The 22767-nt window shown below is 51.5% G+C and carries 22 protein-coding genes; 1 reads left to right on the top strand and 21 read right to left on the bottom strand.

The window, feature by feature from the left end; translation table 11 throughout:
• Positions 1-20: 20 nt before the first annotated feature.
• The 21 genes from B2M23_RS01480 to B2M23_RS01575 form a co-directional block, all read right to left on the bottom strand.
• Positions 21-482, bottom strand: coding sequence for a hypothetical protein (locus B2M23_RS01480; protein WP_038350999.1), 462 nt, complete (start codon positions 480-482; stop codon positions 21-23).
• Positions 469-1209: a phage antirepressor KilAC domain-containing protein gene (locus B2M23_RS01485; protein ID WP_052237076.1), complete on the bottom strand. Its 741-nt coding sequence runs from the start codon at positions 1207-1209 to the stop codon at positions 469-471. The genes B2M23_RS01480 and B2M23_RS01485 overlap by 14 nt, the downstream gene beginning before the upstream one ends.
• A gap of 186 nt (positions 1210-1395) precedes the next feature.
• The gene (locus B2M23_RS21630; protein ID WP_278286443.1) at positions 1396-1530 is read right to left on the bottom strand and encodes a hypothetical protein; all 135 of its coding nucleotides are present in this window, start codon (positions 1528-1530) and stop codon (positions 1396-1398) included.
• 41 nt (positions 1531-1571) lie between these two features.
• Positions 1572-1955, bottom strand: a complete 384-nt coding sequence (locus tag B2M23_RS01490) for a hypothetical protein (RefSeq protein ID WP_038351000.1) — start codon at positions 1953-1955, stop codon at positions 1572-1574.
• 248 nt (positions 1956-2203) lie between these two features.
• Positions 2204-3913, bottom strand: coding sequence for an MBG domain-containing protein (locus B2M23_RS01495; RefSeq protein WP_081571063.1), 1710 nt, complete (start codon positions 3911-3913; stop codon positions 2204-2206).
• A 19-nt stretch (positions 3914-3932) separates the two neighbouring features.
• Positions 3933-5183: a dockerin type I domain-containing protein gene (locus B2M23_RS01500; RefSeq protein WP_038351001.1), complete on the bottom strand. Its 1251-nt coding sequence runs from the start codon at positions 5181-5183 to the stop codon at positions 3933-3935.
• Positions 5180-5638, bottom strand: a complete 459-nt coding sequence (locus B2M23_RS01505; protein WP_038351002.1) for a hypothetical protein — start codon at positions 5636-5638, stop codon at positions 5180-5182. The genes B2M23_RS01500 and B2M23_RS01505 overlap by 4 nt, the downstream gene beginning before the upstream one ends.
• A 39-nt stretch (positions 5639-5677) precedes the next feature.
• Positions 5678-6346 carry a hypothetical protein gene (locus B2M23_RS01510; RefSeq protein WP_038351003.1) on the bottom strand — a complete coding sequence of 223 codons (669 nt, stop codon included), beginning with the start codon at positions 6344-6346 and terminating at the stop codon, positions 5678-5680.
• A 30-nt stretch (positions 6347-6376) separates the two neighbouring features.
• On the bottom strand, positions 6377-7012 hold the full coding sequence (locus B2M23_RS01515; protein WP_038351004.1) for a hypothetical protein: 636 nt from the start codon (positions 7010-7012) through the stop codon (positions 6377-6379).
• 31 nt (positions 7013-7043) lie between these two features.
• Positions 7044-7664, bottom strand: a complete 621-nt coding sequence (locus tag B2M23_RS01520; protein ID WP_038351005.1) for a hypothetical protein — start codon at positions 7662-7664, stop codon at positions 7044-7046.
• A 44-nt stretch (positions 7665-7708) separates the two neighbouring features.
• Positions 7709-8395, bottom strand: coding sequence for a hypothetical protein (locus B2M23_RS01525; protein WP_038351006.1), 687 nt, complete (start codon positions 8393-8395; stop codon positions 7709-7711).
• A 94-nt stretch (positions 8396-8489) separates the two neighbouring features.
• Positions 8490-13616: a hypothetical protein gene (locus B2M23_RS01530; protein WP_038351007.1), complete on the bottom strand. Its 5127-nt coding sequence runs from the start codon at positions 13614-13616 to the stop codon at positions 8490-8492.
• 30 nt (positions 13617-13646) lie between these two features.
• On the bottom strand, positions 13647-14411 hold the full coding sequence (locus tag B2M23_RS01535) for a hypothetical protein (protein ID WP_038351008.1): 765 nt from the start codon (positions 14409-14411) through the stop codon (positions 13647-13649).
• Between the two features lie 111 nt (positions 14412-14522).
• A complete protein-coding gene (locus tag B2M23_RS01540; RefSeq protein ID WP_052237077.1) occupies positions 14523-15146 on the bottom strand; it encodes an HD-GYP domain-containing protein in 624 nt (207 codons plus the stop codon).
• 95 nt (positions 15147-15241) lie between these two features.
• On the bottom strand, positions 15242-17695 hold the full coding sequence (locus tag B2M23_RS01545; RefSeq protein WP_167617723.1) for a helix-turn-helix transcriptional regulator: 2454 nt from the start codon (positions 17693-17695) through the stop codon (positions 15242-15244).
• A 188-nt stretch (positions 17696-17883) separates the two neighbouring features.
• Entirely contained in the window at positions 17884-18513 is a 630-nt protein-coding gene (locus B2M23_RS01550) for a recombinase family protein (protein ID WP_038351010.1), read from the bottom strand.
• Positions 18514-18754: 241 nt separating this feature from the next.
• A complete protein-coding gene (locus B2M23_RS01555; RefSeq protein WP_038351011.1) occupies positions 18755-18967 on the bottom strand; it encodes a hypothetical protein in 213 nt (70 codons plus the stop codon).
• A 114-nt stretch (positions 18968-19081) separates the two neighbouring features.
• Positions 19082-19666 (bottom strand): sugar O-acetyltransferase, encoded by a 585-nt coding sequence (locus tag B2M23_RS01560; protein WP_038351012.1) that lies wholly within the window; start codon positions 19664-19666, stop codon positions 19082-19084.
• Positions 19667-19693: 27 nt separating this feature from the next.
• A complete protein-coding gene (locus B2M23_RS01565) occupies positions 19694-20365 on the bottom strand; it encodes a hypothetical protein (RefSeq protein ID WP_038351013.1) in 672 nt (223 codons plus the stop codon).
• A gap of 2 nt (positions 20366-20367) precedes the next feature.
• Positions 20368-21468 carry a hypothetical protein gene (locus tag B2M23_RS01570; protein WP_038351014.1) on the bottom strand — a complete coding sequence of 367 codons (1101 nt, stop codon included), beginning with the start codon at positions 21466-21468 and terminating at the stop codon, positions 20368-20370.
• A gap of 116 nt (positions 21469-21584) precedes the next feature.
• Complete coding sequence (locus B2M23_RS01575; protein ID WP_038351015.1) at positions 21585-22055, bottom strand: effector binding domain-containing protein; 471 nt, start codon at positions 22053-22055, stop codon at positions 21585-21587.
• Between the two features lie 184 nt (positions 22056-22239).
• On the opposite strand from B2M23_RS01575, the gene B2M23_RS01580 reads away from it, so the two are divergent.
• On the top strand, positions 22240-22722 hold the full coding sequence (locus tag B2M23_RS01580; RefSeq protein ID WP_038351016.1) for a TspO/MBR family protein: 483 nt from the start codon (positions 22240-22242) through the stop codon (positions 22720-22722).
• Positions 22723-22767 lie beyond the last annotated feature (45 nt).

The raw sequence follows: 22767 nt of genomic DNA on the forward strand, positions 1-22767 counted from the left end.
TATATTATTAATAAGTATTATTAAAAGGACGACAACGCTGTCGTTTCATCTGCCGCTATTTTTCTGTTTTGGCTGTTTTTAACGCCAGTGATGTCGTGCATGCCGCCCACATAATCATAAACCAGAACCTGCCCGCCGCCCAGGTTTTCACGGGTGACGGAGCCCAGGTTTTTCACAAAGGGAATGATGGTGTAGATGCCCGGATGGCGGCCCTTGACAGCCTTCTGGTATTTCAGGAGGCCGGCTTCTGCCAGCTCCTTCCGGTACCGGATAACGGAGCGGTAATCGCAGCCCAGGGCCTGCTCCAGATGCTCGACCCGCACGGTAAACTCCACGCGCCACAGCCACTCACCTGAGGTGGTAGGCAGGGCGCAGGCGTTGTTGCGGTACATCAGGTAAAACCACAGAGCCTGAGCGCCGTGGCTGAGGGCGTGATCCCCCAGCCAGTCATAGAAATATTTGATCTCCTTAATCCAGTTCACGCGGGAACACCTTCAGAAAATGCTGCTGCCCTTTTGGCGTGACACGGGTGGCCTGGTTCAGCAGCACCACACCAGGCCTTGGGGCGTACAGGCTTTCCTCCACCATGAACAGGCCAAGGGCCATGCCCCGCTGGGTAGGAATATTATCCTCCTTTTTCGAGCGGCACAAGTAGCCCTGCTGCCGCATCCACGCCATCATACGGGTGCGCCCCGTTCGGATGCCGGCGTCCTGCAGCAGGCGCGCCATGCGCAGCATGGAGATACCCCCATCCGCGCGCATCAGCTGGCTGGCAAACAGCTCCAGATCCCTTCGCTCTGCCAGCTGGGCGGTCAGGGCCTGCAGCTGGCCCTCCTTTTCAAACAGCAGCGCCGAGATTTGCGGCCGGCTGATCGTATAGCCGCCCGTACGCCGCAGACCGGGCAGCAGCACGTCAAAGACCCACTTTTCAAAAGCCACAGCCGATGGCAGCTTACTTCCGATGATCAGGCGGTACAGATCGCCCTCGGGCAGGAAAAACATGTCCAGCATCCGCTTCTGGTTCTGCGGGTGGGGTACGGTCCGTTTCACACCGTACCGGCAATGGCGCTTGATGGCGCTGCGGGTATTGCGGTAACCAAGGGCTCTTGCCACATCGGCCCCGCAGAACAAAATCGTACCGTCTCCTTCCTCCAGCACGCGCACGCGGCCAAACCGCTCATCGACAAATTCCTGTATCATTGTTTGCATTCTTCTTCCTCCGAATAGATTATTCGAAGCGCGCTTCACTCACTTAAGTAACTCCTATGATACCGGATTTCAAAAATCCCTGCTTTCCCGTCTCAGGCAGGTCCACAGCATTTTGTTGAATAAAAGTCCTTTTTTGAGTGTATTTCAGGTTCTGTTTGACCCCTTGGTTGCGCCAAAGGGCAGGTTTTAAAAAGATGCCTGCGCCAGTCCAGTTGTTTCGCGCCCGTTTATATCTAAAAAAAGCGCCTTCAGGCTGGGCATCTCCCATTCCGGATCGTAATAATCCAGAATACGCTCAGCCTGGAGGAGCTTCTTTTTCATGGCCCGCCGTTCCATACAGTAGGACAGGGCCAGATTTTCTTTCAGTAATATCTTTTTCTCCTTAAAGCGAATCCCTCTGTAGAGAAAAAAAGATTGACATCGCCGTAATAGCCATCACTGTCAATTAGAACCGAGGTCCGCATTTTGCAGGGCATCAGAATCATTTTGGCGTGCAGCCACACCGGCAGCATTTCTCTGCCGCCCAGCAGCGCTCTGTCATCCGCCTTTCGGGCAGCCCGGTCGATGTGGTAGAATTCATAGGCTTTATCCTTGAAGGCCTCCGTGGTCTTGTGCAGCCAGCAGCTCCCGCCGTCCTTAAAGTACAGGCGGCAGCCGTTTTCGCCCGCCGGGCCGTATTCAGGCGCCAGGGCCATGAGCCCCCGGTCTACCAGATAGGTGTGCATTGCCTCACGTGTTATTTGCATATCGTTTACTCCTTTTTCTTATAAAAAAAGAGTCTGCTAAAATCGCAATGATTTTAGCAGACTCTTTCGTATCGCTGCCCTGCGGCAGCGCCGGAGCATACGCTCCAGACTATTCAAACATTAAGGTGTTAATACGTACTTTTTCTCTAAGCACTAAAAAATTTGCCGGGGACAATGCCCCGGCTGTGTTAAATGTGTGCTAATAAAGAACTTGATTATCGTTATAATAAAATAGTTTTATATGGATATTAGTGTTTTCCAACCTTTATCCGTTTAAAATACAGGACCATGCAGCCGCTCACGGCTGCCAGCATCATGGCAGCTATAGGATACAGAACTGCCGGATTGTTAAAGATACCTGTGCTTGGGTTGCCGCCAGTCACATTAGGCTGAGGGCTTTCCGGTGTGGGCGCTCCTGGCGTCGGAACCTTGCTGTCGTCACCCTTTACCTTGACCGTAACATCTAAAAGCATGGTGGCGTAATTGGGATCGTCAGGTATAAAGCGCATTTTATAATTGCCGCTCTTTTCCACCTTAAGATCCAAATCTACCCACTCAAAGGTACCCTTCAGAGCCTTGCCGTTGATGTCCAGCGCTTTGCCCTCAGTATACTTAACCTCCTTCAGGGCCGTTCCCTTGTCCACTGGGTCTTTGACCTGCGGTACAGGATCAAAGGTCGGGAGAGCCTTGTTAACAGTATAAACCGCACCCTCAGCCAGAGTAAGCATATAGTTGTCCCCTGCGCTCAAGGTACCCAAATTAATCGGATAAGTGCCGGCATCTTCACCTGCCTCGCGGGCCAGAGCGCCGGTCATTTTATCATTGCCCACCAGAGCCGGCGACAGCGTGTAGGTGAGCTCACTATCCTTTTCACCATAAGTTTTGCCTAAAATTTTGCCTTCTTCCAGAGCCGCCGGTGTTACTGTAATGTTCAGCTGTGCAACCTCTATGTTTGCTTCTGCTTCGCACTGGCTGTATTTACCCGGTTCGGCAGGAATAAAGACTGCTTTCGCTTTCTGGCTGCCCGCGCTCAGGAGCTCGTCCGGATTTTCAAACTGCCAGGTTCCTTTTACCTCTGCATTGTCTGCGCCTTTAACACTGCCGCCGGACAGAGTGCTTTCATCCAGCTTTTGGCCATAGGTGATACCAGTGGCCGTTGGTGCCTGGGCTGCAGTAGTGTCCATAGGAGTTACCGTTACTGTGCATTTGGCGGTTTTGCCATTGGTGGTGGTGGCAGTGATGTCGGTGGTTCCCGCGCTGATTGCGGTGACCTTACCGGTATTGTCCACCGCGGCGATCTTGTCACTACCCGCAGACCAGGCGATGGTTTTGTCATCGGTGGTATCCACCGGGTTCACGGTGGCAGTTAAGGTATCGCTGTCGCCCGCTGTCAATGCCAGCTTATCCTTGTCCAGGGTAACGCCGGTGATGGGGGATACCACCAGGACGGAGCCGTTGCTGCATTCATAGGGAACCTTTTTGTCCGCGCTGTTTGCCACTGTGTCCACGGAAAAAGTCATCGCTGCTTCACCAGCCGGCGCTTCATCCTTAACCTTGAATTTCATGGTCATAATCGGCTGACTGATGATTTCATTCTCACCGCTCGCCGAGTTAACATATCCTTTAACCCGTCCGTTGGTTCCTTTTATGGCGGCCATCCCGCCTTCCCAGAGTTCCATATCCTGACGTCCGCTGATGAATTCCAGGCGTTCGCTGTCATAATCAATGTAAAACTGGGCTACATAAGCCGGCTGTTTAGTGGTGTCCATCTTGATATCTACCTGAATCTCCTGGCCCCTTGACGCTGGCTGCCTTTTATCGATCGATAAAATGACTTTGTCCTCAGCCGCGGCTTGGGCTTTAGACATCAAGGGCGTGGCTGACAGGCCGATATACGCCACCATCAATAATGACAGCAGCCATACGACGGCGCGTCTTAATTTAAATTTGTTTTCCATTCTTCCTCCTTAATCTGCTTTAAAATTGAGTATCTGTTTCCAGAATATACCGTTTCAGTTTCCCGGCGTCCTGCGCATCGATCTGATCGTCAAAATTGACGTTAATGGCGACTGCTTCTACCTCTGTCCTTACATCGGTTTCAAGAATGAGCCTTTTTAGCTTTCCAGCGTCCTGAGCGTCAATTATTTTATCAAAGTTTACATCCCCCAGAAGCACATAATTCGACACAATGGCGCATTGTCCATCGGCCAGATCCTCCTCAGTAACGGTATAACGGGTTTTGTACTCCCGTTTAACCGCTGTGGGGTTGGAAACCAGCTCTGGCCTGTTTTCGGAAACCGCGGTGGCATAAGGGACATACGCTTTCTCCGCAATATTCCCCGACGCCGCAATCTCAAGCGTCATTCCCGGATAGACGGTATCGCCTTCTTTCAGCTCCCGCCCGTCCGTGGTTGCTTTGATACCGCAGTCCTCAACCGATAAAGCGGCTCCGTCTTTATCCACGGTTTTATAAATCAGGTTCCCCTTTGGGGTATCCGCGCTCTTGATCTCAAGCTTGCTGTCTTCCTCTCGCAGGACGAGGTTCAGCTCGATGGTTTTGATATGAACATTTGTCACCAGCTGGATGGTTCCGTCTGGCAGGGTATCCATCTCAATGCCGTCGAGGTTCCCGGTGCGGTCGATGCGGAAATCCGCCGTGCCGATAACCTGGCCATTTTCCATCGCAAAGAGCTCATGCGCTCCCTCGGGCACGCTGTTAAAAACAAACTGCCCGTTATCGTCGGTCCGGGTCTGCTGAACCTCCGAGTGCAGTTCAATATCCGTGTTGGCCAGCGGCTCACCGTTTCGGACGATCCGGCCTCTCACCATAAAGCGGTAGTTCTCATCCAGGGAGACGTCTGAGGGGATATAACTGACCTGAAGGGTCCCGTCATCGCTGATTTTGGGTAGGCTCAGACGGTTGTTTTTTACCTGATGGGTCACATCGTTTCCCTGATAAGACACGGATAGAATTTTATAATCGGTTTTGGGTTCCAGCGTAAAGACGGCGTCCTGATGGCGCGGGATTTCCATCACCGTCCCAGAATCTACATCGGCATTGTCTTTTTTCACACCCCCGCCCCGATTGTAATAAACCGATACCTGGTGGCTGGACGGCACGGTGGCAGTGATGGGGGTGCTGCCGCCTTTTTCGGCAGCGGCTGAGGCAGGAGCGGTCAGCAGGCACAAAATGAGGCTTAACGACAATAGGGTTTTTAATTTTTTCATTTCGTCCCTCCTGAGCCAGCATCCTGCATCTCTACCCAAAATGTCATGTTCGCCTGGTAGGTGCCTCCGGGCGCATCAGCCCAGTCCTGTTTGCCGATGTGCACCCTGATGGGGTAAGCCCGGTTGTCTGTCACGTCCACGTCCGTAAAATCCATGGTACAGGGCAAAGTCTGGCCGCTTTCTGTCTTTAGATTTTCCAGCTCACCCCTGATTTTCAGCTGTTTTCCGGGTTCCAGCACCATCATGGAGACGCACACTGTCCCAACATCGGTATTCTCCTGATTATAGGGAATATCGACCCCGGCAGGTACCTCCAGCATGTACCCGGGCATCAGCTCGACTTCCATCTCAGCCGAGCCCTCGGGGTAAAAGTTGTTGAGCTTACCCGCTGAGACACCGGGCCCAGTGAGAAGAAGCAGGCCCAGTACCAGGGCGGTAATTAAGTTTTTTTTCATTGCAGGACCTGCTTTCTGTAAAATAAATAGCGTCGGCGGTTAACTCACAGGGGTCGCTGACTTGGTATTCTCTGTTACCTTCGGTGAGATGGTGACTGTCAGCTGACTGTTGTATTTTCCCGGGGCCGAATAATTGTCCCATTTTGTGTCGTCCAGTTTCACCTTTCCGACGGCGCTCTTAACATCCTCTGTCATAGTAACAATGGTATCTCCCGACACAAGTTCTTTATCCGCTGCGTCCATCACTTTGTAGGCAGCGCCCACTTTTACGGTTGGATCCTTAACATTCGTCATGGTGAATTTGTTGGTGTCGGTTAATTTTACCGCCAGGTTTTCGATGGTATAGTATTTCTCCCCGTCCTGCACATCAGCTTCGGTTCCGTTGTGGATATAGGAGGAGTAGGACAGCTCCTTCACCAGCTTGCTGGGGTCGCTGGTGGCGGAGATCTGGTCAAAGGTGATTTTCTGTGGGATATCCACTGACCAGGTCGCTTCACCCGGGGTCACTTCTTTGAAGGAAAGCTCCAGCTCGGTCTGGTTCTTGCCCTCGGTGCCGTCTGTAATGACGTCATTCGCGCCCGCAGTGGTGTCATTGCCGCTCCCGTTGATGGGATAACTCTCGGCCGCCGCAAAAGCAGTAGTGCCAAAGCATAAGGCCGTCATGGTGAGTGCCGCTAAACCCGCGGCGATTTTCTTCTTCATTGCCATTTTTCTTTACCTCGTTTTCCTTTTATAATGTCACGGTGCTGGTGATACCTCTTCTGTAGTCGGTGTGATGGAAACAGTCAATTTTCCCTTGTAATTGCCGTCGGAAAAATCTTTAAGTTTTGCCTTGTCCAGCTGTACCTTACCGGTTCCGTCGGCCACATCCTCGGTCATGGTGACGATGGTGCCGCCAGCAGCCACTGTTGTGAACAGGCCATCTTTATCGGCAGCTGCGCCCGCAGCCACAACACCGTAGGCTCCCGCTACCTTCGCAGGGACTCCTGCCGCATCGGCGTTAAACATGGTAAAGGTGTTGGCGCTATCGCCAGACGGCAGCTTGATCTCAAGCTTGGTGATCTTGGATGTCGCATTCTCCACATTGTTGTTGATCACAGAGCTGTAAGCCAAATCCTTGACCAGAGCGCTCTGGGGGCTGTTTACTGAAATATCACTGAAAGCAATGGTCTGCGGGATATCCACCGACCAGGTAGGCGCCCCCTCTTCCATCTTATAGGACAGCTTCACCTCGGTCTGGCTGTCCGGTGTGGCGGTGTTCCCGCTGCCGTTTACCGGACTGTCCGCGTCTGCCGCCAGGGCAGTGGAACCAAAGCATAACGCTGTCACTAAAACCGCTGCCATACTGGCAGCTATTCTTTTTTTCATCGCCATTTTCTTAATATCCTCTCTGTTTTTTTAGTGCTCAGGAAGCCGGCGTGCCAACCTTTTCAGGGGTGATGACCACAGACAGGTTTCCCTTATAACTGCCGTTTGCAACGCCGCTGGCTGATAATACGCTTTTATCCAGCTTGATTTTTCCCTCACCATCGATTTTATCCGGAGTCATGGTCACAATCTTGTTCTTTGCTTCCACAAAATTGCCGTCTGTGCTGCCTTCGGCCACCACACCAAAAACACCTGTCAGCTTGGTGGTAGGTTCGTCCGCTTTGTACATGTCAAACATCTTGTTATCTCCCAGTTTGACGGTCAGGCTTTTAATTTCATCTTCAGCTTGGATACCCGTCACCGCATTATTGATGGCGCAGCTGTATTTTAAAGGTTTTTCCAAGGCCGAATCCGGGCTGTTGACGCTGATGCTGTTAAAGGAAATTTCCTGAGGGATGTCCACCGACCAGGTGGGGTCGGCCGATGTGGTGTCCAGAGTCATCTTAACCTCGGTATTTTCATCGGTCACGCTGTTTCCTGTCCCCGTCCCGTTGACCGGGGTGTTATTTTCATCTGCCGCGAGGGCCGTACTGCCAAAGCACATCGCCGCTACAATGATGGCGGCCATACTGGCAGCCATTCTTTTTTTCATTGCCATTTTTTTTACCTCTTTCTTTTAAAGTAACCTGTGCTGAGAAATGCTTATGCACCCGGTGTTTCGTCCGGGTTTGTGGTTGGTTCTGGACTTGGCTCCGGTGACGGTGTCGGATCGGGTTCAGGATCAGTCACGGTCACGCGGGTCGGTGTGATCTTCATGGTCAGTTTACCCGTGTAGGTACCGGCGACTTTTCCGTTAAAGCTCGCTTTATCCAGTTCAACCGAACCGGTGGCGCTGTCGGATGCCTGGGTCAGGGTCGCGATGGGGTTGGTACCATCGGTCACGTCGGTTTTTGACGGGTCCTTCACCTTATAAGCGTCCGCAATGGTTTTGGTCGCATCGGTGGTCAGTGCCAGAGTCGGCTTAAAGCTGTCGCCCACCTTTACCACAAGGTTGGCAATCTGGTTTTCCAGAGCCTCATCGCTCGTGTTCACATTCAGGATGGTTGCCTTGAGGGGCAGCTCCTGTACGAAATCCGTGGCGGAGGTGGCTGTCACATTGCTGAAGGACAGCTTTTTCGGAATTTCCACCGACCAGGTAGCGTCCCCCTCCTTGATCGTGGTGACTTCAATTTCTGTCGAATTCGAGTTGTCCGATGTGACAGCCGACGAATTATCCGTGCCGTCACTGTAAATGGTGTTCGTTTCTGCGGCAAAGGCCGTTGTGCCAAAGCACATCGCCGTTACCGCGAGGGCTGCCGCGCCTGCGGCCAGCTTTCTCTTCATGGTCATTTCTTCTACCTCTTTCTGTGAGAAATTAAAATATATTGTCGGGGAAAGGCGCCGGCAATGGCACACTTCCCCATACAACTGCGCTTGCTGCGGCCTACTCGCCGCCGACCACTGGATCATCCCAGACAGCGTGCCAGGTCATATTGCCTGTGTAGCTGCCTGCATACAGCGTTTGGGAACCCGATAGCAGAACCGAACCCTGCTTCACCCGTTTGCCGTCTGTTTCCGCATCATCACCGCTGAAGGTCCAGAAGCTCCCTTCGGTATAGAGCTGGACGCCGCCAGGAGTCTGCACCCGGTACTGCGGTGTAAAGCCATTATGGCTGGCCGCAGTATTGTTCATGATAAAGGTACCCCAGCCGCCCATCGATCCTTTTGCGGGTGAAAGGCTGACCTCCACCGTTCGGCCTTCCTGAATATTACTTTCTACCGACAAGTCAAAGTCTGCCTTGACCCCATGTCCGATGATCACCGGATTTTCAGGCGTCCCTGCCTGTATCTCAGCGGGAATCCCAAGGTGATAGGTCATATCTGACAGCAGGGCTGCTGTCAGGGTGTCCTCTGCATTGGCACGCAGTTTTCTCCTGTAGATGCTGCCATCTGGAACTTCCGCCGAAACACTGGCGTAATACGCGTCCTCCGATACCGTCGATTTCGCCATATAGGGCAGATACATACTCAGTAAGCCGCCCGCCTGTCCTTCGACCTGGAAATCCGGTCCTGAAGCCTCAGCCGTCCAGCTGACTGCCGGAGCTGCTGTGGTTCCCGTATCCCCATACCAGATGGTGGAACCGGTTATCCTCTGGCCTTTGTAAGCCTCCGGCGTTTCCCCCACCTTCAGCACCACACGATGCAGCGGAATGGATTCGCTGCCGTTTTTGGCCTGGTCACACACTGGGTTCCGGACCGCTCCGCTCTTTGCCAGAACAGAGCCGCCGTTGATGACGGTTGTCTTGTGAGCCATTGCGCTGGCTCCCGCACCGCTGCCAATGGCATCCGCGGTGCTGCTGCCCGCAGCTGCCACATTACCGCTGTTGATCCGGATCTCTCCGGCAAGCTGGCCGCTGCTGCCGCCGATCCCGGCGCCTCCGCCAGCTCCAGCAGCATCCACCATGGCTGTTCCGCCAATGGTCACCGACCCTTCTGGTACACCGCCGATGCCTGCGCCCGTACCTCCGCCAGCCGCCGTCACTTTTCCGCCGTCAATACTGATGGTTTTGGTGCCGATACCCGGGCCGTTGGTGCCCACGGCGTGAAGCCCTTGAGCCGAAAGGGACAGACTGCCGCCTCCCGACACGCCGCTCTGCCCCATAAGGTTCAGGCTGCCTTGTCCTGAGATCGTGCTGATGCCCTCACTTAAAAGACCCGTTGTGCTTCCGGAAAAACTGGAATTACTCCCTTCCTTAAGGATGAATTCTACTGTTGCCCCGCCGTTTACCCGCACAGGCGTATCACTTCCGCTTAAGGTCAGCTGATCAATATTGATGGCCGTTGCGCCCACATGGTTGCCGGATACCACAATAACCCGGTGTTCGGAAGGTTTTGCCGGATCGCTGGATTTCAGCGTAAGCGCCTTTCCTCCCAGCGTATTGTAACCCTCTGTTTTGACAACCAGGCTTTCATCGATGAATGAATCGCTGAAAATAAAGCCATCCTTATAAATATACAAATCTTTATTGACCGCCGCTGCATCCGAAAAATCATATTCCAGAGAAACGACAATCTCAATCGTCAGATTTTTCTGATAAGTGGTCTTATCCCCTGTAATCAGAGGTCCTGTTTCCTGGCCTGTATCCGGGTCAACCGACTTAAAGCCTGCCTCTGTCACTTCAATCACCAAGCTGTACTGGCCCGCGGTCAGCCCGCTCGGGTCTGTGCAGGAAAGCGCGCCAGTGGCAGCGTCAACCTTAAACTTACTATTCCCCTGCGCCATTTTGTAGGTAACGCTTCCTGTGGGGTTGTTACCCGTTACTTCTGCGGCATCCATAAAAGGAACCTCCGGTGTTAATTTCGTATTGACATAACGGTTGTCTTCATTTTTTGTTTTATACTCAAGCTCTGTAATCCCATAGAGCGCCACTTTGTCCTGTGTGCTGTTGATAAAACGCATACTTGGAGTGTTATCCGCGCTTCGGTTGAGCCCTAAAGGAAAAATAACCAGCTGGTAGTTCTCCCCCTGCATACCGTCCATCAGTGTAAACTGTGACGTGGCTGTGTAGGTGCCGCCGCCGTTATCCGTCAAGGTAGCGTGGCGTACTGTGCTTGTGTTGTCTGCTACAGCAATCTGCGCATAATCACCATTTTTGATCCAATAAGCGTCTGCCATCAGCACATTATTTTCTGCATCGTACATATCACTGCTGAGACGGATCCCCGTCATCTCCAGCTTTGATTCCGTATTGCCATAAGCCGGACCGCTCTGCTGGGTGCTGCCAAAGCTTGCAGAATAGGTTTTTACCTTAACCTTCGGGCTTCGGATATCGCGTACACCGCCTTCTCCAATGCCCGTGTCGTCATAGGTAATCTTGTTGACCCTCAGATCATATTCGCCAGACAAGGACTCCGCGTAGCTCTCACCCAAAGCATACTCCAGTGTTTTTTTATAGGTATCCGTTGGAAAATCCGCCGTCTTTAAGGTGCCTGCGGCCCCGTCAACCGGCGTGTTGTTTTTATACCACTGCCAGTCCATACTGCCTTTAAAGCTTGGCGAAATTTCAATGATGGCGGACAGGTTTTTATTCCCATTAAAATAGGCAAGCTCCTCTGCCGTACCATTTTGGCTGAACTCTAGAAGCCCAGATTTATCCGACTGGATCAGCATTAAATCGTCCAGTGAAAGGTACACCCACTCCGAATAAAAATTAAAGGGCCCGTAGCCTTTGTTTGTCTGATCGGCCGTAGTCTGGGCGCTTTTCAGCCGGTACCAGCCCGGGTCGGTCACTTTCGTAAATTTATGATTTGGCGCCGCCCGGGTGCTGGTCGTACTGCCTGATCCCTCTCCCGCACTCCATGTATTGGTCTCTGTCAGACCGTTTACCATCTGCGCAGCCGTATCCCCCGCTGCTCCGGCAGCCGGCGCAGTTTCCTGGGCGTTTGAAGAATACTGCCAGCTATAATCATATTGGTCCAGGGCCACACCGTCGCCATAAGCCTGTAAATCAGCTTTTAATTCATAGTTTGTTTCGCCGCTGATGGCACTGGTCCGGGTCTGGTTATCCAGAGCCACATTTACTACTTTTAAATTTAAGGTTAAATCCGCCTCAAAGCTCTCTACCGCGCCTTGAAACTTGCCATCGATCAGCTTGTTCTGCTTTACCTGCATCTTCGCGCTGAACTGGGTATCGCCGCCCTTCAGCCCTGAGGTCTTGACCTGAAGATCTCCCGTCCACGGCATATCCGGATTGACGATATAGTTCAGCTTGGCCGCATCCGCGTTACTGCTCTTAAAGGTAGAAATATGCGGGAGAATAATCTCAAAGTTTTCGCCCAAGGTATCGGCTGTCTTTAAAGGCGCAAACTGGGCTGGATCGCCCTGTTTGATAACGGCGTTGTCGTCCCCTGTCTGGATCACGGTTTTAGCCGCCCCGTTCTCCTCAATCTGTGCCAGGGTGATGGCTGGCTCATACGTTGTCTCGATTTCTTTTGAATAGCTGCCAACATCTTTGTAACAATTGAGAGCAAAAGAATTTTTGAAAATCAACGCGCTGATATCGTTGTTCACAACTCCTACAAAACCACCCTTGTGGTCCCCCGGATCCGGAGTCTCACAGGACACCCGGCCCAGGTTGTAACAGTTTTCAACTGTATAGGGCTGGCCCGAGCCTGAGTTGGAAGCCAGCATGCCGCAGAAACCACCGACGTTCATCCCACTCAGCAGGCTGGTGCCGTCCGGTTTATGTAAATTGTCAACAGTGACGTCCCCGGTGTTCGCGGTGTTTGTCACATCACCGGTGGATTTCCCCACCACACCGCCGATGAAACCACCACCTCCGTTTGCGGTGAGATTGGTGATTTCAAACTTTCCTTTATGGATCGAGTTCTTGACGTTGTTGACCTTTCCGCCGATACCGCCTAAGTAATAGGCGAGAGAATTTCTTACACAGTTGTCCATAATAAAATCCACATCCGCCTCGCAGCCGTAGAGGTTGATGAAACCATTCCCCTCATTGGCCGCGATACAACCGGAAACACAGTTGCCATCCCCAGTGCCATCCTCCAGCCCAATTCGGATGCCCTGAAAATAGATTCCACCGTTTTTGGCTGAGCAGTTATAAATATCCATGGACAGCTTCAATTCCGGTCTGCCCCCTAAATACCCAAAGATCATTGATGTGGAGAACTGCCCCATTCCCGAGCTATTGACATCGAAATCCCGAAAATAAATGGACATGCCATCCGTATGGCATTCCCTCATTTCAATGATCTTAGCGTCTTTATTATTAAAGTGAGAAGCCTTTCCGATAAAGCCGGTCACATTAAAAAGACTTTCTCCTCTACTTTCCTTCGGGTGTCCTCCGACCGAAAGTTCTGTATCTTTAATCCGGCAGCCCTCCATTTTTATATGTGTGCCGCAGCCGATGAGAATGGCATTGTTCGCGTTTTTGCTGGAATAAAAGCTGGCGTCCATAAAGTTCAGGTTTCTGACCGTTGAGAAGGTGGTGCCATCCCAGGTCGTGTTGTTGTCTTCCAGCCACCACATAGAATTGTACTCATTGATAAAAGCCAGTGAACCCAAGTATTCTGAAAAAGGCCAAAGTGATGTATTCAGCTGTGTCTCATATTCTCCGAGCTGACGGTCATCCAGCCGGAGGCCTGTAATAGCATTGCCCTGGCCGTCAAACAGCGATGCGGACAGGTACCGGATGGGCACCCAGTAATGAGCTGAAAGGTCAATATCCCGGTCGATGTAAATGTTTTTATTTTTAAAGGTGTTTCCATCATAAGAAAGCTTTGACAGCCCCGCCAGCTGCTCCGCCGTTGAAATATGATAATCGGCCGCGCCGGCGTTATACCAGCCGGTATCGTAGTAGGCCGTATTATCCAGCCAGGTATCGTTGTTTTGGGCCGGCTTCACTGTTTTATCATTGGTAGAAACCGCGGCCTTCGTTTCGCTTCTTCCTGCCGCTTCAGCTTTGGCTGGCAGCTGCACTGTCCCCAATGTCATAACCACCGCCAGCAGAATGGGGGCAATGCGTTTTAAAACTGGACTTCTTCTATTCATGGCGGTTCCTCCTCTGTACTGCTTTTATTTTTATTCAACCACGAGCTGTGCCTCGGTAACGGCATTGTTCATGGGGGCATGGTCGCCCTCGATCTCAAACGTGTTATACTGAATGGTGATGTCGTATGTTCCAGTGTCCAGCCTGCGTTTCAGCTCCGGATCTTTGATCTCACTGCCCGGCGGCATGAGCTTGGATTCGTAGATTACCCGGTTGTTGGACTTGTTCTTCACCACCACCTGAAAATAGCAGGGGTTGCCCTCCGGGTTCACCAGGTTCCACTTGGTTTTGCCGTCGGTATTGGCAGTGATGACCGTATAGCCGGGAATGTTAATGTTTTCACGCTGGGGTACGTTTTGGGTAGGCACAGCCGCGGCGCTGGGGTCAATGTCCAGCTTTTGCGGGAACCAGGTATTCCAGTTAACCGCGCAGTACACTGCTGCCGCCAGGGCCAGCACACCCACCACAGCCAACACCAGCTTTTTGTGGCTGCGCCGGCCCACCACTGCCACAAACACGTCGTCAGCAATGCGGGCATAGCCCACCGTACCGTTGACAAACCCGTTAAAGGCGTCTCCCCGGTAAACCGGGGTAGTGTTGCCAGCCGCATCCTCAAGGCTGTGACTCTTGCTATATTTATCTGTTTTTATTTTTCCAATACCCCCGGCCACTTTATAGCCGCCCTGAGGATAGAGGGTTTTCATCTGTTTTAAGGTATAGTAGCCGGTGGTGTAGCCCGTGTTGGGATCGGTGTACCGACCAGCATAATTACTTTCCTGTTTTAACTGTGTACTCACGTTTATGCTTCTCCTTTAATAGTCTTTCTCTCAAGAGAGAGAGCCGCAGCGGGTTTTTTGGCGCGCCCGCCGCGGGTAGAATAAGGTAAAAAAGATATGCTTTTCAGCATTTTATTTCAGACTCCAGAAATGACGCTTTCTGGTGATGGGGGAGACGATGATGTCAGCCTCCTCCTTCTCTGTCGTGAAACCGTTAATCTGGAACAACGCTTTAACCAGATAGTCATCAAACTGGATATTGCGTTTTTCCTCCATTATTTCTTTGGCCGCAGCCTCGGCAAGGGCCGGGCGGCCGGATGTTTCGTGGGTTAGGTTATCCCAGGTGTCAGCAACGGCGCAGAGACGGCCCACCAGAGCAATTTCCTGGCTTTTTCGCCCCATAGGATAGCCAAAACCGTTCAGCCATTCGTGGTGATAGAGACAGGCATCGCTGGCAATACTAAAAAAGATAATGCTCTGTTCATCTGTCTCATCCTCTCTGGCCTGGCGGTACAATTCGCTGAAAAAAGTGCCTCCCTTTTCCGGATGTTCTTTTATATTCTTCTCGCTGCACATGGCTTTGCCGATATCATGATAGTAAAATGGCAGCTTTCCACGCCAGCGCCAGATCTCCTCAAATTCCTGCCACTCCAACACAGCCAGCAGCTCGTGAACAAGGTCACCGGTGCGCCTGCAGTGGTTTCTGACGGCTTTGCTGCATGTATTAAAGCTTTCATTCAGCCTTTTTTCCAACATGCTTTTCCTCTCCTCCAATAAAAAAAGTTATACTGTTTTTTCTGTTAACAGTATAACCTTCTCTAAAGTATCGGACATCGACCAAAAAGGATGATTTATATCAGACTGAGTTTCTCAGCCTTTTTGATGGCATCAGCCTTTTTGGATACCTGAAGCTTATTATAAATATTGCGAATATGGGTCTTGACAGTCGGCAGGCCAATTTTTAACTCTGTTCCGATCTGCTTACGTGCATAACCTCTGCACAGCAGGGTTAGTATTTCTTTTTCTCTAACCGTAAGGCCCGCGGCACAAATGCCGTGATAGTTTTCATATAAATCGTTAAAATAGCGGCAATCCTCCAACACAGGCATGGTTTGGTCAGGCTGCAGTCGGCTGAGCATGGCAAGGATATGGGGCGATAGCTCTATCACCGGACAGTAGTATTCATCCAGTTGCATGTCCGAGAGCAGGCTCTCAAGTATGGGAGCGCCGTCTTTTCCCTGTTTCTCGACAGCAATGGCCTTGAACAGGCGGGCGTAAATCTCTCCAATGATAAAATGGTACCGCCTGGAATGCTCCAGCAGAAGCTCAGCGTGAATCTCAAGTTTGATGGGATTGTTCTCCAGAATCTCTGCCATTCCGTGGACAATAGCGATAATGCCCTTGCCCTGAGGCGGTGCCGTGTAATAGCCTGCATCGCCCTTTTTCAGCCATGCAGGAATTTCGTCCAGGCGTCCCATTACAGCGCTCACAAAGCCCAGAGCGATTTCTGCGCTCTGACGCTGGCTGGGGATATCGCTGTTGGCAGCGGCATCCTCCAGCTTTTTGCGGCAGCTGCGAATCTTTTTCTCGTCGCCCAAATGCAGCTCAAGGCGCATCTGCTGAAACAGAGCGGAGATAAGAATGCTTTTCTGCTTTTTTTCTTCTGCCTTAATCTCAGCCTTTTCGATGGTGTTCCGGGCTTCACACCACTGCCCCTTCCCCATAGCATACTCGGCCTCCAGGATATACTCATGTCCAGCGCCGCACCCTCCGGAAACATGGGTATAATACCAGCCATCCTTTCTCAGCCGGTCCAATACCTGCCGCAGACCGCCAAAGCGGCTGTGATATAAGTACAGGATACTGGGGCAGCCAAAGGTAAAATCCATCTGGCTGCACTGTATCTGGGATTCACCTCCCTCAAAGGCCTCGTAAGCCTGCCGGTGGCGTATCGACATTTCTTCCAGATCATTGAATACCGCATAGCTTTCGATAAGGGCAATCTCACCCATGATGCGTTTTTTATTGGGGAGGTTAGGATTTTTCTGGTAAACAGCCTTTGCTTCCTCAAGAAGCTCCAGCGCTCTCTCTGCATCTACTACAACCAGATAGGAACACAGAAAGGACAGATAAGCCCGGGGATGGCTGAGCTTTTTCCAAGGAGGTATTGCCTTAAAGCTCTCAATAATGAGTGACGGAGCCTGGTCCAGCAGCTCAGTAGCGCCTTTCTGCTCCATGATTTCCAGGATAGCGTCATCGTTTCTGGCTCTGCGGTAAGCATTAATTGCCTCCAGAGGCTTTTCCTGCTGTTGATACCACACACCATTCTGGTGGTTGAGCTCCTGAATCTCTTCCTGGCTGAGCAAATTCTGCTGATTTACCACATTTTTTAAAATAGTGTGCAGCTGGTAGGTTCTGCTCTGAGCATGGTAGTGGATAAAATAATTTTTGCGCAGCATCTGCTGCACCACAGCAACGACCTCTGGCGTGCCTGTGACAAAAGCTGCCTGCTCCAGTGTAAAGGCGTTGAGCTGGGAGAGCTGGACCAGTATCTTCTGCTCTGCCTGCCCCATCTTCTCGCAGATAGCTGTCCATACAAATTTTTCGGCCTTATCGATGGCGTCCAGCCGATGGGTTTCGGCGTATTGGAGCAGGGACAGATAGACCGAAGCGGTCCATCCGCCACAATAGGCATCTAGTTTTTCTACGGACCTGTTCTCCAGCACAAAGCCGTTCTGCCTGTAAAATGCTTGTATCTCGTTCGCTGTAAAGTTAAGGCTCTCCTGGCCGATGATGGTGCAGCGGCCCTTGATCTCCAGCTCATAGTACACTGGCTCCGGCGGATTTCGGGAGATCAGGATAAGCCGCAAATTTTGGGGTTGCTCCTTTGCGATGATCGCCGTCAGGCGTTTCAGGTGTAAATTCTGCACCAGATGGTAATCATCAATGACCAGCAGGATATCCTGGCTGAGCTGTTGGGTCAGGATATCCATGATCCTGCCCACATCGCTGCTGCTCTGAGGTATACCCGTCTCAGATAGGGCGGAAGCCACCTCTGGCAGCTTTTGCTCCAGCGCCTGTACAAACCGTCCCCAGGCCCACTGCTCATCCATGACCTCATCGGGACAGGTAAACCAGACTGCCGGAAGTCCGCCGGACCTTTTTAAATACATTTCTACACTGGTGGTCTTTCCTGAGCCCATAAGCCCGTGCAAATACACCAGCGGCTTCTGTCGGCTCCGCAGCAGAAGCTTTTTCAATTTCTGACGCTCCAGCATCTTTGGTTTAAACGCGTTTTCTAACATAACCATTACCCTCTCTCATGATGGTTTTAAACGGCGTGTCAAAAAGTATACTTTTTGGCATGTCAGAAAACGTTAAAATAATATTTGAAAAACCAATATAGCCGTGCTATAATCGAACTAATATTCTTTATATTCCATTTTTTTATTAAAATTTCTTTGTGCCAAAAAGTATACTTTTTGGCACAATCCTATTCACTCATTTCACGAACACGGCGGTAAAAAGTCCGCACACTGACCCCCAGCATTTCAGCTGCCTGACGCGCCGATACTTCCTTTTCGCAGTAGCGGCTGTAAACTGCTTTAAAGTTATGCTCGGTGCTTATTTTAGGACGTCCAAATTTTACACCCTTTTCCCGCGCTTTGGCAATGCCCTCCTGTTGCGTTTGATGAATATAATCCAAATTCTGCTGTGCCACAAAGGATAATATCTGTAATACAAGATCGCTGATAAAGGTGCCAATAAGCCCCTTGTACTGGCTGGTATCCAGTAATGGCATATCCATTACCCTTATATCTGCGCCAATTTCCTTAGTAATGCGCCGCCATTCCACGATGATCTCCTCATAATTGCGTCCCAGGCGGTCCAGACTTTTGATAATGAGAAGATCGCCTTTTTTCAATTTTCTCACCAGGCGCTTATAGGCGTTTCGCTCGAAGTCTTTTCCACTTTGCTTGTCGCAAAATATATTTTTAGTTAATATTTCTTTCTCCTTTAGTTCATCTATCTGACGGTCTAAATTCTGCCCTACGGTAGAGACACGCGCATAGCCGTATACCTGTTTTTTATGAGTGTTGTCTTTCTTTTTTAACCGATACATGCGTTGTTTCCTTTCAGTTCTAATCGCCTTTATTTTTTACCTTTTCCATATCAAACCTCTTTCTTAATATATTCCATTTAAAATTAAATTTCCCTGTTAATGATACCTTAAATTAAAGATAAAAATAGCTCTTAAAGCCTCTAATAAAAAAGGTCTGCTGAAACATTAAATGTCTCAGCAGACCCTTTTTGTTATCGCTGCCCTTCGGCAGCGCCGTAAGTTTCCAGAAATATTATTCTTTTTATAAAACATCATGCTTTCCGCCTCCCGAGCACCTTTCCTCTGCGAGGCTGACGATCTGCCCCTGGGACAGACTACCTGAGCGCAGCAGCTGATCTTTTATGGAGCGGCCGATCAGGCCCACCATTAAAATCATGACTGCCAGCATGAGCGTTACCAGCAGCGCTGCCAGGAGCGGGCTGAAATTCTTCTTAATGGTTTTCCGCCGTTTCATTTTCTGTTCCTCCTTCACAGGTATTCTTTCCTCTATGATACCGCAGGGAGTACAGCAAAAGTACAACCAATTAAAACGGCTCTGTCCGCAGCTTCAGACTGAACAGCTCAAGGCTCATGTATTTTCCCGGACAGCCCGGCAGGGGCTGCCGAGGGCAACCTTATCTGAGGGAATATCCTTTGTCACCACGCTGCCCGCACCGATGACCACATTATCGCCAATGGTGACGCCGGGCAGGATAATGGCTCCGCCGCCGATCCAGACATTATCGCCGATGATAACCGGCGCGGTCTGGGTCTTGCAGAAAGAAAAGCTCCCGTCCTCCCTGGGTGGCCCGAAGCGGTCCGCCGCGCTGGTCGGGTGAAAGGCCGTGTAGATCTGGACATTGGGCGCGATGAGAGCATTGTCCCCGATGACGATTTTATTGTCGTCCAGAAAGGTGCAGTTCATGTTGACTTCGCAATTCTCGCCAAAGCAGATGTTGACACCGTAATCCACAAAAAACGGTGGTGTTATCCACAGGTTTGCGCCACGCCTTCCCAGCAGGGCTGTCAGAATCCGGTCCTTCTCATCCAGATTCTCTGAAGCTGTCTGGTTATAGGCACGCACCAGGTCTTTGGCTTTGTGCCACTGCGCCAGCAGCTCCGGGTCGCTGCAGTCGTACAGCTCACCCGCCAGCATTTTTTCTCTTTCAGTCATTTGGTTTACCTCATTTCGCTCTATTCTCTACAGCAGGTACCCCACAGCGATTAAAACATAGCTGTAAAGCGGCCTGCGCCCGACCTTCAAGTACATGAAGCCACTCAGAATTGAAAAAATCATGCAGGAGACGCCGTTCCAGAGCTCGAGGCCTGCGCCCCGGGATACAAAATGAAAGGCGCCCCAGGTCAGGGCCAGCAGGATACCGCCAAAGGGAACCCCGCTTTTTCTTTTTAAAAGCGTTTCGACGGCTTTCTGTCCGTAAATGATGATCAGCAGTACCAGGCCCACCTCCAGCAGGTAGTAGATATACTGTGCCAGAAACTGGAAAGCGTCCTTGTTTTGGGCTTCACCGATCACCTTGAGGGTATGCCAGTCCATAAAGGTCATGACCTTACAGCCGGCCAGACAGACCAGCGCAAAGGCCCAGTCCCGGGCCGGAATTCTGGCCGATTTGTCCACATGCTCCGGAAAGCCGTCGCTTCTGCGTGTCCAGCCAACCACCACTGCCATGAACACAGCCCACAGGCCCGCGGTGATGAGGCTGTGGATGCTCCGCTGGGCTGCGGTGTAATTCCCGACATCCACCCCGAGCAGCGCGCTTTCGATGCCGAAAATCGAGAGAAGCTCCAGCATAAACGCTCCGAAGCAGAGTAAAGTTATCCACAGATATTTTGTCTTATGCACCGTTTTTTTCACAATTACCGTTCCTCCGCAGCCCGGCGGACCAGGGACAGCAGGACTGCCAGATCCTCACCAGAGGTAAGCGTCACAGCCATCATTCTTGAATCCTCTGTGGCAAAATTGCTGTAGCCCAGTGTACACAGCCGAATCCCGTCTACTACCTCGATGTTGCGTTCATTCTCGCATTTTCCGCATCCGACACAGCCAAAGCTCTCAACACAATCCCGGAGTCTCTGGGGCAGGCTTGCCCTGTCCAGGACCAGCTCGCGGGCCAGGCCGCAGGACAGCGGCAGCCTCACCGACAGCGTGTCTACTCCGATGCTAAAGGTGCAGACGGTTTTCTTCTGCCTGAGAAATCTGACGTTCCAGTTTGGAAAAACATAGGGGTTCAGAGAGAGGTCTGTTCCCAGTGATAGTTCCCCGCACAGCGCGTCCAGAACTGGCGGCCACAGGGCCTGCCGGGCGCCCAGGGTACGCATAATACCAGGCCTTTCGGGCGACAAAGCCTTTCTCCCTGTCGCCGCGTTTAACAGCGCGCTGTCATAGTCCGCAGTGTAAAAGAGCACGTCTGTTTTGGCGTAGTCTTCCCGGACATTTTTCTCGCCCAGGCGTTCTGTAAAGTACTTTACAGCGCCCACCAGCCCAGGGCAGTCTGGAAAGGCAGCCCTGAGCTCAGTGCACTGCCTGTAGGTGGCTGCCCCGCGCCCCTGCTTCCGGTATTCAAAGCTGAAGCCGTGCTTCTCCAGCATCTCTAAGGGAAAGGCCACAGATTTTTTGAACTGCTTTTTCAGCGCGCCCTTTTGAACGGCCAGGCAGGGCTTACCTTCCTGGGTTTCCAGAACACCGGCCCGGGCCACGGCGTGCAGGCAGTCCAGTGTTTCAGTCAGATGATGGTAATTTTCCAGATCGTCAGCCATGATGCCTATTTTGGTCGGCAAACGCTCGGCCGCAGAGGTCTCGAAGGACGTGTAATCCTGGTACAGGCCTTCTAAAAAGATTCGAAACCCACGCAGCCCGGCCAGAATATCCTCTCCTGGCCCGAGGGCGTGCTGAATGCCCTCCAGGTCACTGTCACAGATGTTTCTCAGCCAAAAGGCTGCCTGATATGCGATTGACATGTTAATCTCCTTTTTGCTTTCCTTTTCTCAGTTCCAAAATATTGCCTTCTGGCTTCTCTCGCGATAATATTGATATGAACCTCGCAAAACATTTTACGTTTCTTTTTGGCAGCTTTCTACAGGACCGCTTTCTTTTCAACCGCAAAAAACAGCTCAATTTCCGGATGCCTGCCAAGGCTTTTTTCTGTGTGGCACTCATACTCCATATTCATGGCTTCGTAAGGGCTCCCGGGCAACCAGTGGGTATAGAAAAAGCGCTTGGCCGCACCGATGGCCGGGCCCCACAGGCACTTGAGCCAGGGGCGGACTGTCATTCTTGCATAGATGCCCGCTGGCAGAGTGAGCGTCTCCAGGCAGTCCCGCTCATACACGCTGCCGATAAACAGCTCGAAATCCCGGGTCTGCGCGTTGTAGTTTTGTGAAAGCACAAAGAAGGGCAGTACTGTATCCACCTGGGCCACGGCCACGCGGTACGCCTCGGAAAGGGCTTTTATGTCCTTTGAGACGGTTCGGTCGTTGGATTTTTTCCACAGTCCGTACAGCCTCTGTTCAGTTTTTTCAACTTGGTCAACGGTTTTATCTGCCATAGTCTCTCCCTCCGGCTTTTCTTGTTTCTGTGTTTGCCTCAATCATTCGCTCTGTTATGCCTATCTTAGCACATCCGGGCGCAAATGGGTATGATAACCTGCGCTGTTTACAGGTTGTTTTTGTTTCGCGGATCCGATTCTGGATAAATATGATTAAAACAAAAGCCTTAAAGGAGGTAATATCATGACTAAAAATAAATTGACGCCCATTCTCCAGCTGATCCTCGCCATAGTGGTGGTGGAGCTGGTCGGCTTCTGCTCTTCGCTTCTGGCCGGCGACATTGCCGGTAAATACGCCATGCTCAACAAGGCGCCCCTGTCGCCGCCGGGCTCGGTGTTCGGTCCGGTCTGGATCGTGCTCTACCTGCTCATGGGCATTGCTATTTTTCTGGTTCTACGGACCAACACAGACGACCAGCTTAAGCGTTCAGCCCTGGGGCTCTTTGTCATTCAGCTGCTTCTTAACTTTCTGTGGAGTATTCTCTTTTTCGGCGGCAGCTCCTTCTGGCTGGCGGCCATCATCATCCTGCTTCTGGACGCGGCGGTCATTGCCTGCATCGTCTGGTTTAGAAAAATCTCCAATCTGGCCGCGGGCCTCATGGTTCCCTACCTCATCTGGATTCTGTTCGCCACCTATTTGAACATCGCCTTTGCAGTGATCAACTGAGGCGGCGCATTTTAAGAAAAGCACCTGTAAATCAAATTTAATTTG

It is taken from the genome of Eubacterium limosum (assembly GCF_000807675.2).
In the GTDB taxonomy this organism is placed as follows: domain Bacteria; phylum Bacillota; class Clostridia; order Eubacteriales; family Eubacteriaceae; genus Eubacterium; species Eubacterium limosum.

Coding starts and splice junctions, on each gene's coding strand:
- B2M23_RS01485 (WP_052237076.1), bottom strand. CDS start 1,209: ATGCAAACAATGATACAGGAATTTGTCGATGAGCGGTTTGGCCGCGTG.
- B2M23_RS21630 (WP_278286443.1), bottom strand. CDS start 1,530: ATGAAAAAGAAGCTCCTCCAGGCTGAGCGTATTCTGGATTATTACGAT.
- B2M23_RS01490 (WP_038351000.1), bottom strand. CDS start 1,955: ATGCAAATAACACGTGAGGCAATGCACACCTATCTGGTAGACCGGGGG.
- B2M23_RS01495 (WP_081571063.1), bottom strand. CDS start 3,913: ATGGAAAACAAATTTAAATTAAGACGCGCCGTCGTATGGCTGCTGTCA.
- B2M23_RS01500 (WP_038351001.1), bottom strand. CDS start 5,183: ATGAAAAAATTAAAAACCCTATTGTCGTTAAGCCTCATTTTGTGCCTG.
- B2M23_RS01505 (WP_038351002.1), bottom strand. CDS start 5,638: ATGAAAAAAAACTTAATTACCGCCCTGGTACTGGGCCTGCTTCTTCTC.
- B2M23_RS01510 (WP_038351003.1), bottom strand. CDS start 6,346: ATGGCAATGAAGAAGAAAATCGCCGCGGGTTTAGCGGCACTCACCATG.
- B2M23_RS01515 (WP_038351004.1), bottom strand. CDS start 7,012: ATGGCGATGAAAAAAAGAATAGCTGCCAGTATGGCAGCGGTTTTAGTG.
- B2M23_RS01520 (WP_038351005.1), bottom strand. CDS start 7,664: ATGGCAATGAAAAAAAGAATGGCTGCCAGTATGGCCGCCATCATTGTA.
- B2M23_RS01525 (WP_038351006.1), bottom strand. CDS start 8,395: ATGACCATGAAGAGAAAGCTGGCCGCAGGCGCGGCAGCCCTCGCGGTA.
- B2M23_RS01530 (WP_038351007.1), bottom strand. CDS start 13,616: ATGAATAGAAGAAGTCCAGTTTTAAAACGCATTGCCCCCATTCTGCTG.
- B2M23_RS01540 (WP_052237077.1), bottom strand. CDS start 15,146: ATGTTGGAAAAAAGGCTGAATGAAAGCTTTAATACATGCAGCAAAGCC.
- B2M23_RS01545 (WP_167617723.1), bottom strand. CDS start 17,695: ATGTTAGAAAACGCGTTTAAACCAAAGATGCTGGAGCGTCAGAAATTG.
- B2M23_RS01550 (WP_038351010.1), bottom strand. CDS start 18,513: ATGTATCGGTTAAAAAAGAAAGACAACACTCATAAAAAACAGGTATAC.
- B2M23_RS01555 (WP_038351011.1), bottom strand. CDS start 18,967: ATGAAACGGCGGAAAACCATTAAGAAGAATTTCAGCCCGCTCCTGGCA.
- B2M23_RS01560 (WP_038351012.1), bottom strand. CDS start 19,666: ATGACTGAAAGAGAAAAAATGCTGGCGGGTGAGCTGTACGACTGCAGC.
- B2M23_RS01570 (WP_038351014.1), bottom strand. CDS start 21,468: ATGTCAATCGCATATCAGGCAGCCTTTTGGCTGAGAAACATCTGTGAC.
- B2M23_RS01575 (WP_038351015.1), bottom strand. CDS start 22,055: ATGGCAGATAAAACCGTTGACCAAGTTGAAAAAACTGAACAGAGGCTG.
- B2M23_RS01580 (WP_038351016.1), top strand. CDS start 22,240: ATGACTAAAAATAAATTGACGCCCATTCTCCAGCTGATCCTCGCCATA.